The organism is Paralcaligenes ginsengisoli (assembly GCF_054781135.1).
In genome coordinates this window covers 141,479-156,732 of record NZ_BAAGUZ010000033.1, presented here as the reverse complement: position 1 = coordinate 156,732, position 15,254 = coordinate 141,479, and the positions used below count along the sequence as shown (strand labels likewise).

The following is a 15,254-nucleotide window of genomic DNA, read 5'->3' as shown; positions in this document are numbered from 1 at the left end:
CCTCCCCTCATCGCGGTGTGGGATGCTCCTGGGTCACCTCTTTCTGGGCCGCCAGTGCGTTGGGTGACCAAAAGCTTTTTATATAGGCAATGACAGCGACGATATCCTGGTCGGAAAGCTTAGTTTTAAAGGCAGGCATATCGCTTTCATAGCCCTGGGGAGCCGTGACGCCGGGAACAAGCCCATTCTTGATAAGGTCCAGCAGGACGGCATCCGGATGATGCCAGGTATGCCCGCTGACATCGTGCGGCGGCGCCGGCAGGCGGCCATTGGGCTTGCGCTCGCGCCAATTGGCTTGGCCCTGCAAGTTTGCGCCATGACATGCGGCGCAGTCATTGGTATAGACCTTTTGCCCACGCAGAACGAGCGTATGGTCGGCAGGATCGATATACCCCGTACTCGTACTGAACCTATAGTAGGCAAATACCAAAACGCCCAGCAACACCGCGGTGATCACTGCGGCTATGCCCGTTTGCTTCCGTCGTTTTGTGGCGAGCATCGATTCAATACCCTATGTCTTATCCAACCTTGATTTTCCAACCATGCCTGCTTCCAAATGCCCTGGGGTCAGGCAGGCAAAATCCACCGTTCCCGTTTGAGGGAACTGCCAGACTCTACCGCCCTTTGGACTGGGATTGAGCATGGCCATAGTGGATTCGGCATGCTTCATTCCGGGTATTTTACGCATCATCCCAGCACATTCCTTCAGTCCGTCCGCTGAATCACCTTTCTTCATACTGGACATATCGTGGCCCGGCATGGATTTCATGTCATGACCACCGGAAGCGATTTCACTATAATTAATTCGATGGCTCTTGAAACTCCCCAGCCACACGAGGCTATTGTCCGAAAATCAATCGTGCAAAGAACCGGATATTCTTAACATGGTTTGCGCCACTCCATCTTTTTCCATTCGTCGTGCAAAATTGGCATCTCCGCTGCATTATTCGCATCGGCTCAACTGGAGAATCGTTCAATGAAAGTATTGATTATTGAAGATGACTCGGATATAGCAACCAATCTCTACGACTATCTGGAAGGCGCGGGCTATGAGGTCGACACGGCATCCAATGGCGTAATGGGCCTGCACCTTGCCACCACCCAACACTGGGACGCAATTCTGCTGGACTTGTCATTGCCGGGCATGGACGGTTTGACAATCTGCGGCAAGCTCCGAAAAGAAGCGCATCAAGACACACCTATCTTGATGTTGACCGCGAAAGACACTTTGGACGACAAACTTGAGGGATTTCTACAAGGAGCCGATGACTATCTGGTCAAACCGTTTTCACTCAAGGAGGTGGGGGCACGGCTTGGCGCGCTCATCAAACGCTATAAAGGCAAGGTGGTACAAGCCGCCTTGTGTTGCGCCGATGTGCGCTTCGATTTGGCCGCACTAAGTGTTGAGCGAGCCGGCCGCCCCATCAGGCTGCCGCCAAAATGCTTGCACCTTCTACGCGTCTTGATGCAATCGCCCAATCGGGTGTTTGGCCGCGCGGAGCTCGAAACCGAGATATGGGGAGAGCATCTGCGCGACAGCGACACTCTGCGTTCGCATATTTATACGTTGCGCCACGCCCTGGCCATCAATGGCGAAGATAATCTTATCGAAACCGTACACGGCCTGGGCTACCGATTTGTGACGAGCAGTGCTGCCCTACCATAGCCTGCGCTTCAAGGTAGCGCTCGTCTTTTCCGCATTGACGATTCTATTACTTGTGTCTCAAGCGCTAGGCGTGAAGACACTCGCCGAAGTGCAGGAAGAAAAGTTCATCACCGCCTTGATTGCCGATGATATGGCAAGCCTGATCCAAAGCTACCGTACGGATCCGACGCTCGTACCTCCGCTTGATCCACAACTCGACGGGCATGTATCGCAAGAAGGCCGAACGCATATTACTTTGCCTGCATCAGTCAAAGAGCTGCAAAATGGGATACATGAAATAAGGCTGAGCGGCCAGGAAATCCATGTGGCCATCGCCTCTTTCGATCAGACGCGAGTGTATCGGGTCTACGACTTCAGCGCCTATGAGCAGCATTTCAAGAAAACGATTAATGCATTAATGGCCGGAACAGGCTTATTCGCACTATTGACCATCTGGCTGGCGTTTGGATTGTCAGGTGTCCTGGTACGTCAAGTCGCAGGACTTGCCCGCCAGGTAAAGACAGCCAGGCTGGGCACATCGACCCCATTGAACCCTGGCAAATACGATGAAGCAGAGGTGGCCGACTTGGTTGCGGCATTCAATGACTATCACCATCGAATGAGTCAAATGATCGAACGAGAGAAGGAATTCACCAGCAACGTCAGCCACGAATTCCGCACGCCGCTTACCGCGATCAAGACCAGTTGCGAGCTCCTCGCTCAGAATGCGGCCATGGATGCAAAATCCGCGGCGCGTCTGCGGCAGATTGATCGCGCGGTCGACAACATGATCGAACTGATCAACGTCATGCTTCTGCTTGCGCGAGAAGAATCGTCGGCAAATGTCGGGCCGATAAGCCTGATTGGCGCGATCGAGGATGCCCTGAACCCTTTCGCGGACGTTTTGGCCACCAAGGGTATCGCGGTCGTGATCGACATAGAAAACGCCCCGCGCATCAAAGCTAACCGTTCGGCGCTTGCTATCGCATTGTCCAATCTCATTGATAATGCGGTCAGACACACCGAACGGGGCAGCATCAGCTTCAGCTATATGAACGGCTGGTTGCGGATCGCGGACACGGGCCGCGGCATACCCCAGCACGACCTGGCGCATGTGTTCGAGCGCTTCTACCAGGCAAGGCCCGCACAGGAAGCTGGCCGTACATTCGGCATCGGCCTTGCCATTGTGAAGAAGATCAGCGACCGCTACAAATGGTCCATTGAACTCGAAAGCGCGCCGGGCAAAGGCACTTGCGCGGCCCTGCTCCTGCCGCCAGCATCCAATTAATCGTCGTCATCATCCTCTTGCCAATGCCCCTGGGGGGTAACCACAACATAAGGATTATAGGAATACCCGTCACTGTAGCCATTGCCGCCATATGGCACAGCGACGCATCCTGTCAGGAGGGCTACAACGGTTACAAGCAATGCGAGGAGCGCTGGTTTCATATTATGGTGGGCTTTGAAGTGGCGGGATGACTGGGGACAACCCGTATCCCGCGGGCTATTTCGTATGGCCAAGAGCCTTATGCTTGCCGGAATGCATAGCGGAACGCGAAGCTTTAGCATGCTGGTGGCTACGGTCTCCGGCGCGTTGCAAACCCTTATCTCTGTCAAGGGCATGGACGCCGTTGGTATTGGCTATTCCGTGGCTGCTCATGTGTGAATCGGACACACCCCCGGCTTCACTACCCATGCCGCCATGACCACCGCCAACACCGCCTCCACGCGCCTGCGCGCCAAGCGCAAAACATGACATGACGGCCACAGAAGCAACAATTAAACAGAATTTCGTTTTCAACATGGCAACTCCTTTCTGAGAATATCAAACCGACATCGGGTGAGAGGATGTCGCTGACATTGGCGGGAGTCTACCGATTGACAACACTAAACGGTGAAACTGCCACGTGACATTTGCAACTATTTATAATTTTCCACCTGGATTCGAGCACACGATCTTGATAAAAACAAAAGATGGGCATTTGTACAACAAGAAGTCGAGCAAAAGACTCAATAACTCAGGCTTCACAAAAAATTGACATTTTCTTGACACAGGCTTCACGGACATCCGATTAGTATCGATGTCTGCCATCGCGTCAATTCGACGCGATGAGAAAAATACGCCCGAGCAAGGCGCCCAGACACGAATGAATGCCTATCTGTTCCGATCGTTGATGCTTACGTGTGCCGTCCTGACAGGATGTGCAAGTTATCAGCCAAAGCCCATTACGCCAGCGCAACTTGCCAGAAACTTTGAACAACGCACGCTTACCAATGGCGCTTTGCGGGCCTATCTTGCACGAGAGGTCGGACATCCCATCAAGCCCTGGCCACTGCCGCGCTGGAACCGCGAAATGCTCACGCTCGCCGCCTACTATTACAGCCCGGCGCTGGATATTGCGCGGGCGCAGTGGGACGCGTCCAAGGCGGGCATCGAGGTTGCGGGCGCCATCCCGAATCCCGTGCTGCAACTGCCCTTCCAGTATTCCACGGTCAATCCAGGGCCGGGCCGCCCCTACACCACGGGCCTGGGTCTTGATATCCCGATCGAGACCGCGCACAAACGCGGTTACCGCATCGATCAGGCATCGCACCTGTCCGAGGCGGCGCGCCTGAATATTCGTAACGAGGCGTGGAAGACACACAGCCAGGTTCGAGAGGCATTGCTCAGCCTCTTTGCGGCACGGAAACGGACTGCGCTTCTGACGCAAAAAGTGGCGACGCAGCAACACATTCTCGACATGATGAAAAAGCGGGAGGCAGTGGGAGAAACTGCGGAGCCAGACATAAACCTGGCCGTACTCTTCCTGAAGCAAGCGCAGACTGATCTCGTCGCCTCGGGAAGTGCATCGCAAGATGCACTCGCCCGGCTTGCAAACGCCATGGGCCTTCCTGTCGTTGCGCTCGAATCGGCTCAGTTCGATCTCGACGAGTTCGAACGGCCAGGTGCAGCCCCACCACCTGCCGAGGCACGCCGCGCCGCAATCTTCAATCGTGCCGATCTGCTCGGTTCGCTGGCCAGGTACGAAGCGGCCGAAGGCGCACTGCAACTGGAAATCGCCAAGCAATACCCGGATATCCATATCGGCCTGGGCTACACCTACGATACAGGAACCAATAAGATCGGGTTTGGCTTGGCGGGGATCACACTGCCGATCTTTGATCGAAACGAAGGCGGAATCGCCCAAGCGGAAGCGAAAAGAGCCGAGGCAGCCGCAAATACTGCCGCACTGCAGGACAAGATCATTAATGATCTCGATCACGCGCTCGAACATTACCGGACAAGCCTCAATGTGTTGCGTTTGTCCGCTGTGCGCCTGTCCACCGAGCAAAAGCAATTAAGGAGCCAAGCCACGAGCTTCGACGCCGGCGCTATCGATCGCCCGGCACTCGCCCAGGCGAAAGCAAACTACCAAACCAGCGCTATCGCCCGCCTGAACGATGTCGTAGCGGCGCAGCAGGCCGCGGGCGCACTAGAGGACGCCATGCAGCGACCTCTGTCGCCGAGCACGCCGAACTGGACTACGACGCAAAAAAGGATCCTGCGATGAAACACAAAATGGCCCTCTTGCTAATCACTTCGGCGGTACTGGCGGCGGCCGGCGGTGGGTACATCTATTACACGGTGAGCGTCGCGCCGACCGTCATATCGACCGCCGCAACCCAGACGCCACGCGTGCAAACGGTCAACGGCGAAACAGTGGTGTTGGTCTCCATCGACGAACAGCGCGCAAGCCACATCGACGTGGCTTCCCTTATGACTTCGACGGTTCAGCCGGAAACCACCGCTTACACGTCAGTGATCAATTTGCAGCCGCTCTTCGATTTGCACAACCGCGCGGCGGCGGTGCGCTCCAACCGCCAAAGCGCGCGCGCACAAGCCGACGCGTCACGCGCCCAGTACGAGCGCGACTACGTGCTGTTCAAGGATAATCGCAACGTTTCGCAAAAGAGCCTGCAGGACGCCAGAGCCATTATGCTTACGGATCAGTTCAAATGGCAGGCGGCCGAGGCCACGCAAAACGTTCTTGATGCAACATTGAGGCAGCAATTCGGGACTGTGCTGGCCAGCGCAGCCACATCGCCGACATCCCATCTCCTTCAACAATTAATGAGCGGCCGCACCGAGGTGTTGCGTGTCACGCTGCCGGCGAAAGACAGCGCCTCGGCACCTGCTCAGATATCGGTCGATGGCCTCAGCGGCCAGCTCATTGCCGCCCACAAACTCTCGGCTTCGCCGCAAAGCGATCCGTCGATTCAAGGCAGTCCTTATTTCTATGCAGCGGACGGTATCCTACCTGTCGGGACGCGCACAACCGCCCACATACCTCTGGAAAGCAAGAGCGCACAAGGCCTGCTGATCCCCGAAGACGCGGTCGTATGGTACGGCGGACAACAATGGGTCTATGTGAAGACGGCTGTCGATCGATTTACCCGACGCTATATGCCATTGGCGCCGGCAGTTGATAGTGGATTCGTTGTGACGAGCGGCTTTCGTGCCGGCGATGAAGTAGTGGTCCGCGGCGCCCAGCTGTTGCTTTCCGAAGAACTGCTCCCCCAAGGCATTACAACCCAGTGCAAAGATCCACCGGAATGCGATGGTTGACCAGGGTCATTCATCCACAAGCACCATAACTTCTCATGCTAAACACCATCATCCGATTTTCGCTGCGGTTTCGCGGCGTCATTTATGCTCTCGCCGTCCTGGCGAGCGCTTATGGCCTGTATACCCTGACACATGTGAAGCTGGATGTCTTCCCCGAATTCGCCCCGCCTATGGCGGTGATCCAGACAGAGGCGCCGGGCCTATCGAGCGAACAGGTCGAGACGCTGGTGACTCGCCCGATAGAAGCTGCATTGAGCGGGACGGTCGACGTACAGTCCATGAGATCCAAGTCCCTGCAGGGTTTATCCGCCATTACCATGGTGTTTGGCGACCATTCGAACGTCTTGCAAGCCCGGCAGCTGGTGTCCGAGCGCATGAACGCTGTGGCCGCCGCTTTGCCGGCCGGTGTGCTGCCGCCCAAGCTGCTGCCGCTCACGACCGCGACGAGCACTGTCCTGACCATCGGCTTGACATCGAAGACAAAGTCCTTGATGGAGCTGCATGATATTGCCCAATGGATGGTGAAGCCACAATTATTGAGCGTGCCGGGCGTCGCCGATGCGATCGTATTCGGCGGCAATACACGGCAACTGCAGATTCAGGTCGATCCGGATAAATTGGCGCGCTATGGCCTCTCAATCCAGGAGGTCATCGCTGCGGCGAGAACTTCGACCGGTGTACGCGGCGCGGGCTTTATCGAAAACGCGAACCAGCGCATCACGATCAGCACCGACGGCCAGATCACGACGCCCAAGGCGCTGGCTGAAGTCGTACTGAGCTGGAGCCACGGTACAGGCATCCGGATGGGCGACGTCGCTACGGTGGCGTACGCGCCCGCGCCCGCGGTAGGCGCCGCATCCGTCATGGGCAAACCCGGTGTCATGGTGGTGCTGGAAAGCCAGTATGGAACCAATACGCTGACCGTCACGAACGGGCTGGAGCAAACGCTCGCCACGCTCAAGCCCGTGCTCGCCCGGCAAGGCGTCGACCTGGAGCCGGACGTTTTTCGCCCGGCGAACTTCATCGTGGAAGCAACCAACCATTTACGCACGGCCCTGTTGATTGGCGGCGTACTCGTTATAGCAATCCTGTTTCTTTTCCTGCTCAATGTCAGGACCGCGGTCATTTCCGCCCTTGTCATTCCACTCTCGCTGCTGGTTGCCGTGATTGTTCTCAATGCCTTTGGCGTTACGCTCAATACAATGACCCTTGGCGGCCTGGCGATCGCCTTGGGTGAAGTGGTTGACGATGCCATTATCGATGTCGAAAACATTTATCGACGACTGCGGGAAAACCGTAAATTGCCCGAACCGCTTGCCGCTTTTCGGGTCGTGTTGCACGCGTCGCTGGAAGTGCGCAGCGCAGTTGTGTTTGCGACATTCGTTGTCATCCTGATCTTTTTGCCGGTCTTATCGCTCTCGGGTGTGGCCGGCAAACTCTTCGCACCGCTGGGCATTGCTTATATTCTCGCAGTACTGGCGTCCCTCTCGGTGGCGCTGACTCTCACCCCTGCGATGGCGCTCGCACTACTGGCCAAGACGCCACTCCCGCCTCACGAGCCGCGGTTGTTGGCGTGGCTGAAAACACACTACAGCACTCTATTGATAAAAGTGGAGCGGCATGCTCGGACCATCATGATTCTTGTCGCTATTCTATGTCTTGCGACGTTGTCGATATTGCCATTTTTGCGCGGCAACTTCATCCCGGAACTTCGGGAAGGACACTACATTGTTCATATGGGTCTTGCGCCCGGCTCATCCCTGGCCGAGTCAATGCGCACCGGCGCCCGGATCTCCCGCACACTGATGCAGATCCCGGGCGTGCGCCTGGTAGCGCAGCGCGCAGGCCGCGCCGACGAAGTGGTCGATCCCGCAGGCGTACAGCTCAGTGAGTTCGAAGTCGATCTAAAGCCGATGAGCGCCAGCGAGCAAAATACCACTTTGCAACGCATCCGTGATGCACTTGCGAGCTTCCCGGGTGCCTCCACCTCGGTCAATACCTTCCTCGTTGAACGCATCGACGAGACGATTTCCGGCTCGACCGCACCCGTTGTAGTCAATGTATTTGGCGACAACCTCGATGTCATTGATCGCAAGGCGCTGGAAATTGCTCAGTTGATGGGCAAGATCGATGGGGCCATCAATGTACGCGTCGAATCACCTCCCGGTATTCCGGAACTGGCCGTCAGGCTCAAACCGGGTCAATTAAGCCGCTGGGGCTTCAGGCCCATCGATGTTCTCAACACGATTCAGGATGCCTATCAGGGAACGACCGTCGCACAAGCTTATGAAGGCAATCGCAGCTACGATGTCGCCGTAGTCCTGTCGCCGGCGGCCCGCACAGACATCGGCCAGGTTGGCTCGCTCATGCTGCGCAATCCCGACGGCCTCGCCGTGCCATTGCGAAACCTCGCAAACCTGCGCCAAGTATCGGGCCGCTACCAGATCACGCACGATGGAGGCCGACGTATGCAGACGGTATCGGTCAGCGTTGGCGGGCGCGCCGTGAGCGATTTCGTTCGCGAAGCGCAGGCGCGCGTGAACCACGAAATCGCCATGCCCAAGGGAACGTATGCGGTGTTTGCGGGGCAAAGCGAAGCACGCAGCCAATCGCTGCACGATTTACTGGTCTACGGCGTCATGGCCGGCGTCGGCATCGTGCTGCTGCTCTTTCTTGCGTTGAAAAACCGTCGCAGCGTTGCGCTGGTGATGGCGAACCTGCCGTTTGCACTGGTGGGCGGGGTGTTGAGCGTAGCGCTGACCGGTGGCGATCTTTCTCTGGGGGCCATGGTGGGCTTCGTAACGCTGTTCGGTATTTCCCTGCGAAACTCGATCATGCTGATTAGCCACTATGAACACCTCGTACACGTCGACCGGATGCCCTGGTGTATGCAGACGGCCGTGCAAGGCGCGGCCGAACGCCTGATACCCATTTTGATGACAGCGCTCGTGACCGCATTCGCGCTGCTGCCGCTGGCGCTTACGAGCGGTGCGGCCGGCAATGAAATCGAAGGGCCTATGGCCATTGTGATTCTTGGCGGGCTTGCCACCTCTACGCTGCTGAACCTGATCGTGCTGCCCATACTTGCGCTGCGCTATGGCCGTTTTGAACAGGATGCATTGGTTGAACCGGATCGGTACGCCGTCGAGTAGATCGGCCACGCATGGGTCGCATAGCTTCTGCGACATCGGTGTCATTTGTTGTTTTTAAAACAGGTCGAACGCGCCAAAGATATCAACAGCAGCAGTGCCACGGGTCACAAACCCCACCCGTACGTCGAAAAACTGAGCAAGTTTTTCCTTAGCTTTATATATTTTATGTAATAAATACCACAATATTTGTAGTAAATCCTACTTTATTCTAATATTAAAACATGGATACTATAAATATGAAGTGGCTGCTTCTTATTATCAGCCTGCCGACCAACAGCGCGACGGCGCGCATGCGCATCTGGCGCGCACTGAAAGCGCTAGGCTGCGGGGCTTTGCGCGACGGTGTCTATCTTTTGCCCGATAACGCTTCGCACCAACGGCAACTCACCGATTTATCCGACGAAACCCTACGTGAAGGCGGTAGCGCGTGGCTATTGACGGTTCATGCGCAAGCTGAAACGGAGATCGATGCCTACCGCGCGCTATTTGACCGCAGCAATGACTATGCTGAATTGCTGCAAGCATTCTCCGCCGCACGCGAAACGCTGGCCGCGCTGGCACCACAGGAAATCAACCGCGTTTTGCGCAAGCTGCGGAGAGACTACGAGGCGCTCTGTGCCATCGATTATTTTCCCAATGAGATTAGCCTGCAGACGGAAGCGGCATGGATCGATTTTGTCAATGCCGCCGAACTGATCCTGTCGCCGAACGAGCCGCATGCAATCGACACTTCCATCCCACAACTCGACCCGAACCGTTATCAGGGACGCATCTGGGCAACACGCCGCCATCTCTGGGTCGATCGGGTCGCCAGTGCATGGCTGATCCGGCGCTTCATCGATCGCAAAGCGCGCTTTCTGTGGCTGGATTCTCCGGGCGACTGTCCCGCCAAGGCGCTGGGTTTCGATTTTGATGGCGCCGCCTTCACCCACATCGGCGACCGTGTGACGTTCGAGGTGCTGCTGGCAAGCTTCGGACTCGATTCGGACCTTGGCCTGGCGAGGCTCGGCGCAATGGTGCACGCACTCGACGTCGGCAACGGTTACGTGCCGGAGGCCAATGGCTTCGAGGCCGTGCTGTCCGGCGCGCGCCAACGCGCCACGGACGACGACCAGTTGCTGGCCGAACTCGAAGTCGTGCTCGATTCGCTGTACGCGCATTTTTCCGATGACCCGCAAACCCCGGAAACAAAACGCTAGGTCCAACAAATGAATCTCGCCGAACGCATCGTACCAAAGCCAACCTACACCCTGTGGCAGCTCATTGCCTACTTTCTGAAGCTTGGCGCATGGGGGTTCGGCGGCCCAGTGGCCCTGGTGGACTACATGCACCGCGACTTGGTCGATGATCGTCAGTGGATTTCTCAAGAAGATTACAAGGAAGGGCTGGCGCTGGCCCAGCTCGCGCCGGGTCCGCTGGCGGCGCAATTGGGTATTTATCTCGGCTTCGTGCATTTCCGGCTGCTCGGCGCGACACTCGCGGGCATTGCCTTCGTCATCCCTTCTTTTCTGATGGTGGTCGCGCTGGGCTGGGCCTATTTGCGCTTTGGCGGCTTGCCGTGGATGCAGGCGGTGTTTTACGGGGTCGGCGCCGCGGTGATCGGCATCATTGCGATGAGTGCCAAAAAGCTCACTAAAAAAACCGTGGGTAAAGATAGGCTGCTATGGGCGATTTATCTATTGCTGGCCGTCGTTACGATCGCTACCGAATCCGAAATCGCGTGGCTTTTCATCGCCGCAGGTGTATTGGTTTGGTTCCGGCGCGCGCCACCGCGGTGCTTGCACAAAGGAGGTTTGAACGCAGGTGTGTTGGCGCAGTTGCCGATCGCCGGCAGTATGTTGAGCACCCTGGATATTCCGCTATTGGTACAAATCGGAATCTTCTTCGCCGAAGCGGGCGCCTTCGTATTCGGCTCCGGTCTGGCGATTGTGCCTTTCCTGTATGGCGGTGTGGTGGCGCAGCATCACTGGCTGACCGACAAGCAGTTCGTTGATGCGGTGGCGGTAGCGATGATTACGCCGGGGCCCGTCGTCATCACCGTTGGCTTCATCGGTTATCTCGTGGCAGGGCTGCCTGGCGCCTCGGTCGCAGCGCTCGCAACCTTTCTGCCGTGCTACCTGTTCACGGTAATCCCTGCGCCATACTTCAAGAAATACGGCAAAGTGCCAGGCGTCATCGCATTCGTGGACGGCATCACGGCCGCCGCGATCGGTGCCATCGCCGGATCTGTGATCGTGATCGCCAAACGCTCGATCGTCGATATTCCAACCGCATTGCTCGCCCTTCTCACGATTGCGCTACTATGGAAAATCAAGAAACTCCAAGAGCCGGCCATCGTCGCGGCGGCAGCGGTCATCGGCTTGATCATTTACCCATTATTGAAGCACTGAACCGCGGCATCATGCCGCCGCCACGCGCCTGCGTGTCAAGCGCAAAACATGACATGACAGCAACAGAAGCGACAACTAGACAGGTTTTCGTTTTCAACATGACAACCCCTTTCTAAAAATATCAATCCGACATCGATGAGTTGATATCGTTGATTTCAGAGGTTCCTTGGGCCGGCATTATTCGGACAGGGGCACAGGGCTGGATCCTGGCGACAACAATTCATTACTATGCAGCTTACGCACCTGCAAAAGGCCGGCAAGCGCTATCGCCAACAACCACGCCGCTATCCCAAGCAGGAGCCAACCACCTATCGTCTTATACACCAGGACCCCCACCACGCCGCCCCCAAGAAACGAGGCCACAGTTTCCGCATGCAGCCTAAGTTTTGTCTTGTATCGGGCGGCCTGCGCAGGAGATTCACGCCCACGCATAATGTCGAACAACATGCCCAGTTCAATCCCGATGTCCGTGGACATGCCTGATACGTGCGTCGTGCGGACGCGGGCGTTCGAGATACGCGTGACTACGGCATTCTGCAGGCCCATAAGGAAGCTCAAGCCAAGAATCAGCGTCGGCCCGCTATAGTCGGCTGCCAGCCGCAAATCCGTGTAGCCCAACAGCGCCATCAGAATGGCTTCGGTGAGAATACTGAACGCGTAAATGCCATTTATCTGCCGCCGCCTGCCCGCATTGATCAGCACGGTCGACACCGAAGAACCTAAAATGAAGGCAAGCACGATAACCAGATAGAACACGCCTGTCCGCCACTGACCGAGCGCTGCACGATCGGACAGAGCCGACACATTGCCGGTCATATTGGCGGAAAAAAAACCGACGGCCTGAAAGGCCGCAGTGTTCAATGCCCCAGCAACGGCCGCCAGAGTGCAGGCCAGGCGCCGATCTTTGTAGCTGCTGCGCGCAGCTCCCTGCTGGATCAACATAGTCGAGAATTAAATATAACAGGAACCGATATGGAGTCAGCATTGTAAACGAAACGACTCAACGTCACTTCAGAACCCTATGGGTTCATTAACTACAAAACGGACTCCCTTTTCGGCATGACACACATGGTGTGGACAGTTACTAATTATCTTGGCCGCAATCACAAGAGCAAGATATTGAAAATTATCTTAACCTGCAGAGCGCCGCGATTTACTGATGTGGCAGTCCTGACGTACTTGCTCTGTCTGCGGCGCCAACACCGCCGCCAGCAAAGGTAGCCAGGCTCGGACTAGCCAAAAGGACGCCGATCACCATTACCACCTTGCGCTTGAACATTATTTTCTCCAGGAGAAAATACAAAACAGTTGCACAAGATGCGCGACACATCGCTACGCCATGAATTTAGCTTGCGTCAAAGCCTTTGGCTGTAAGAAATCACAAAAATCAGTAAAAGTGGAGTGAAACCACAATCGCCTTTATCATAAGGTCAACGAAACATGACACAAGCACTGGTTTTGGCGCGGCAATCGCTTAACTTTCGGGAGGCGATAGCCCGCGCACCCATTTCGAATCAATTACAGCAAATCATGGCATGGATATGACACCTGACGACTTGCGCCGCTGGCAGGCACATATGGACTTTACCCAGGCCCAGGCGGCGAAGGCCCTGGGTACGTCGCTTGCCACCTATAAAAGCTGGTTGAGTGGACGCGACCCGAATACGGGAAGGTCCATCGGCATCGATCACACGGTGGACCTCGCCTGTGCGGCGCTGGTCGAGCGTTTGGCGCCCTTTAGCGAATACGAAACTCACTGATTATTCCAGTACCGGCTGCACCTGACTTCCTCCAACCCCTCATTGCGCAGGCGAACAATATGGCTCACAATCCTGAAAACATTAGCATGGCGCTGTTCTGCGACTTTGAAAACGTGGCGCTTGGCGTGCGCGACGCCAGCCACGAGCAGTTCGACATCAAGCCGGTGCTGGAGCGCCTGCTTTTGAAAGGCAGCATCGTCGTCAAGAAAGCCTACTGCGATTGGGACCGTTACAAGAATTTCAAGGCAACAATGCATGAAGCCAATTTCGAACTGATTGAAATTCCTCATGTCCGCCAGTCCGGGAAGAATTCGGCCGATATCCGCATGGTGGTCGACGCCCTGGACCTTTGCTATACAAAAGCACACGTCAATACCTTTGTCATCATCAGCGGCGACTCCGATTTTTCGCCGCTGGTCTCCAAGCTGCGTGAAAACGCCAAACAAGTAATCGGTGTGGGTGTCAAGCAATCGACGTCCGATCTATTGGTTGCCAACTGCGACGAATTCATCTTTTACGATGACCTGGTACGCGCAAATCGAGGTACGGTCAAAGGGCGCGAAACCGAAGAAACCCAACATGGGTCCAAGCCCTCGATAGACGGCGAAAAGCTCGGCAAGGACGAATCGCAGGGCCTGAAAAATACGGCAATCAAAATAGCGGTCGATACCTTCGATGCCCTGCTGTCCGAACGCGGAGACAGCGGCAAGATATGGGCATCGACGCTTAAACAGGCAATCAAGCGCCGCAAGCCCGATTTCAACGAGTCGTACTACGGTTTTCGCGCCTTTGGCAATCTGCTAGAAGAGGCGCAGGCGCACGGCCTGTTCGAGGTGGGCCGCGACGAAAAATCAGGCGCTTATGTTTACCGCAGTGCTGTCGTCGATAAGCCGGAAACACGCCGACGCGGCAGGCAGAAAGCAGGCGAAGGGCGGGCTGCCGTTCAGGCGCCCGTTACCGGCGCGCCCCAGGAAGCCCCGGCTAAACCGGCACGTAAACGAGCCGTCCGTACAACCCGCAAGCCAGCGGCCGCCTGAAGCTTGGTAAAAAAGGCCTGGGCCTGCCCATTGGCGATTGGCTGAACAGCTTCGCCTCGAATCAGACGCGGGCTTCCGCCCTGGCTTCTTCAAGCGCTTCCTGCATAAGCCAAAGCGGCTCGGCCAAAACCTGCTCGTCGCAATTGTGCCCATCGCCGCCGCGATCGACCACAATGAATTCGCTCACGCGTTCCAGCGCCATCAGTGGATGATGCCATACGCCCGGAGCATAATTCACCCCTTGCCAGCCGTCCGACACAAACGCCCGTACCCGGCTCGGATCCAGCTTTCCGGCAGGCGCGGCCACTATCAGATACGGAGTGCCGGTCAATGGAATGAAGGCCTGGCTGCCCAGCGGATGACGCTCCAGCATGGTGACTGTAAATGGCAGTTGCCGCGGCTGGCTGCGAAACAGATTGATCAGCGTGCGCCCGCCATCCGTCTCGACCCTGGCCAGATCGTGGAAGCGTTCGGTGGTGCCGTCATTGATCATGAAGTGCTTTGCGCCTTCCGTTTGCACGACATCGCCGAACGGTTCGAACGATTCGCGCGTAAGCTTCTCGATAATCAGAGTGCGCATGGTATTTTCCTTAAACTGATAGAAACGTTCGCGAAACAAGGTACAGTGATTCTACGCTTGCGGCGCCGCAGGCTATTCTTTTCA

Annotated in this window: 13 protein-coding genes and 1 pseudogene; 9 read left to right on the top strand and 5 right to left on the bottom strand. The window is 56.4% G+C overall.

The window, feature by feature from the left end; translation table 11 throughout:
• Nucleotides 1–7 precede the first annotated feature (7 nt).
• Entirely contained in the window at nucleotides 8–499 is a 492-nt protein-coding gene (locus tag ACYVIS_RS16960) for a c-type cytochrome (protein ID WP_460874540.1), read from the bottom strand.
• Nucleotides 500–511: 12 nt separating this feature from the next.
• Nucleotides 512–769, bottom strand: coding sequence for a cupredoxin domain-containing protein (locus ACYVIS_RS16955; protein WP_460874539.1), 258 nt, complete (start codon nucleotides 767–769; stop codon nucleotides 512–514).
• 207 nt (nucleotides 770–976) lie between these two features.
• Here ACYVIS_RS16955 and ACYVIS_RS16950 point away from each other — a divergent pair, with 207 nt between their 5' ends.
• Together ACYVIS_RS16950 and ACYVIS_RS16945 are read left to right on the top strand one after the other, a co-directional pair.
• Nucleotides 977–1,666: a response regulator transcription factor gene (locus ACYVIS_RS16950; protein ID WP_460874538.1), complete on the top strand. Its 690-nt coding sequence runs from the start codon at nucleotides 977–979 to the stop codon at nucleotides 1,664–1,666.
• Nucleotides 1,650–2,933, top strand: coding sequence for a sensor histidine kinase (locus tag ACYVIS_RS16945; protein WP_460874537.1), 1,284 nt, complete (start codon nucleotides 1,650–1,652; stop codon nucleotides 2,931–2,933). Before ACYVIS_RS16950 ends, ACYVIS_RS16945 begins: the two co-directional genes overlap by 17 nt.
• Nucleotides 2,934–3,149: 216 nt before the next feature.
• On the opposite strand, the gene ACYVIS_RS16940 is transcribed toward ACYVIS_RS16945, so the two are convergent.
• Nucleotides 3,150–3,449, bottom strand: coding sequence for a hypothetical protein (locus tag ACYVIS_RS16940; RefSeq protein WP_460874535.1), 300 nt, complete (start codon nucleotides 3,447–3,449; stop codon nucleotides 3,150–3,152).
• 355 nt (nucleotides 3,450–3,804) lie between these two features.
• On the opposite strand from ACYVIS_RS16940, the gene ACYVIS_RS16935 reads away from it, so the two are divergent.
• From ACYVIS_RS16935 to ACYVIS_RS16915, 5 genes are all read left to right on the top strand, one after another.
• Nucleotides 3,805–5,196 carry a TolC family protein gene (locus tag ACYVIS_RS16935; RefSeq protein WP_460874581.1) on the top strand — a complete coding sequence of 464 codons (1,392 nt, stop codon included), beginning with the start codon at nucleotides 3,805–3,807 and terminating at the stop codon, nucleotides 5,194–5,196.
• Nucleotides 5,193–6,251, top strand: coding sequence for a metal transporter (locus ACYVIS_RS16930; protein WP_460874534.1), 1,059 nt, complete (start codon nucleotides 5,193–5,195; stop codon nucleotides 6,249–6,251). Before ACYVIS_RS16935 ends, ACYVIS_RS16930 begins: the two co-directional genes overlap by 4 nt.
• A 35-nt stretch (nucleotides 6,252–6,286) precedes the next feature.
• On the top strand, nucleotides 6,287–9,403 hold the full coding sequence (locus ACYVIS_RS16925) for an efflux RND transporter permease subunit (protein WP_460874533.1): 3,117 nt from the start codon (nucleotides 6,287–6,289) through the stop codon (nucleotides 9,401–9,403).
• Nucleotides 9,404–9,624: 221 nt separating this feature from the next.
• Nucleotides 9,625–10,602: a chromate resistance protein ChrB domain-containing protein gene (locus ACYVIS_RS16920; RefSeq protein WP_460874532.1), complete on the top strand. Its 978-nt coding sequence runs from the start codon at nucleotides 9,625–9,627 to the stop codon at nucleotides 10,600–10,602.
• Nucleotides 10,603–10,611: 9 nt separating this feature from the next.
• A complete protein-coding gene (locus ACYVIS_RS16915; protein ID WP_460874531.1) occupies nucleotides 10,612–11,793 on the top strand; it encodes a chromate transporter in 1,182 nt (393 codons plus the stop codon).
• 177 nt (nucleotides 11,794–11,970) lie between these two features.
• Here the strand turns inward: ACYVIS_RS16915 and ACYVIS_RS16910 are convergent, their stop codons facing one another.
• Entirely contained in the window at nucleotides 11,971–12,735 is a 765-nt protein-coding gene (locus tag ACYVIS_RS16910) for a YoaK family protein (RefSeq protein ID WP_232743552.1), read from the bottom strand.
• Between the two features lie 593 nt (nucleotides 12,736–13,328).
• On the opposite strand from ACYVIS_RS16910, the gene ACYVIS_RS16905 reads away from it, so the two are divergent.
• Together ACYVIS_RS16905 and ACYVIS_RS16900 are read left to right on the top strand one after the other, a co-directional pair.
• On the top strand, nucleotides 13,329–13,553 hold the full coding sequence (locus ACYVIS_RS16905) for a helix-turn-helix domain-containing protein (RefSeq protein ID WP_460874530.1): 225 nt from the start codon (nucleotides 13,329–13,331) through the stop codon (nucleotides 13,551–13,553).
• 59 nt (nucleotides 13,554–13,612) lie between these two features.
• Nucleotides 13,613–14,587: pseudogene (locus ACYVIS_RS16900) on the top strand (NYN domain-containing protein); the annotation flags it as partial.
• Nucleotides 14,588–14,651: 64 nt separating this feature from the next.
• Here ACYVIS_RS16900 and ACYVIS_RS16895 read toward each other — a convergent pair.
• The gene (locus tag ACYVIS_RS16895) at nucleotides 14,652–15,170 is read right to left on the bottom strand and encodes an ureidoglycolate lyase (RefSeq protein ID WP_460874529.1); all 519 of its coding nucleotides are present in this window, start codon (nucleotides 15,168–15,170) and stop codon (nucleotides 14,652–14,654) included.
• Nucleotides 15,171–15,254: the final 84 nt, after the last annotated feature.

Excerpts from the sequence above, each read along its gene's own strand:
- ACYVIS_RS16960 (WP_460874540.1), bottom strand. The coding sequence starts at position 499 with ATGCTCGCCACAAAACGACGGAAGCAAACGGGCATAGCCGCAGTGATC.
- ACYVIS_RS16955 (WP_460874539.1), bottom strand. The coding sequence starts at position 769 with ATGAAATCCATGCCGGGCCACGATATGTCCAGTATGAAGAAAGGTGAT.
- ACYVIS_RS16950 (WP_460874538.1), top strand. The coding sequence starts at position 977 with ATGAAAGTATTGATTATTGAAGATGACTCGGATATAGCAACCAATCTC.
- ACYVIS_RS16940 (WP_460874535.1), bottom strand. The coding sequence starts at position 3,449 with ATGTTGAAAACGAAATTCTGTTTAATTGTTGCTTCTGTGGCCGTCATG.
- ACYVIS_RS16930 (WP_460874534.1), top strand. The coding sequence starts at position 5,193 with ATGAAACACAAAATGGCCCTCTTGCTAATCACTTCGGCGGTACTGGCG.
- ACYVIS_RS16925 (WP_460874533.1), top strand. The coding sequence starts at position 6,287 with ATGCTAAACACCATCATCCGATTTTCGCTGCGGTTTCGCGGCGTCATT.
- ACYVIS_RS16920 (WP_460874532.1), top strand. The coding sequence starts at position 9,625 with ATGGATACTATAAATATGAAGTGGCTGCTTCTTATTATCAGCCTGCCG.
- ACYVIS_RS16915 (WP_460874531.1), top strand. The coding sequence starts at position 10,612 with ATGAATCTCGCCGAACGCATCGTACCAAAGCCAACCTACACCCTGTGG.
- ACYVIS_RS16910 (WP_232743552.1), bottom strand. The coding sequence starts at position 12,735 with ATGTTGATCCAGCAGGGAGCTGCGCGCAGCAGCTACAAAGATCGGCGC.
- ACYVIS_RS16905 (WP_460874530.1), top strand. The coding sequence starts at position 13,329 with ATGGATATGACACCTGACGACTTGCGCCGCTGGCAGGCACATATGGAC.
- ACYVIS_RS16895 (WP_460874529.1), bottom strand. The coding sequence starts at position 15,170 with ATGCGCACTCTGATTATCGAGAAGCTTACGCGCGAATCGTTCGAACCG.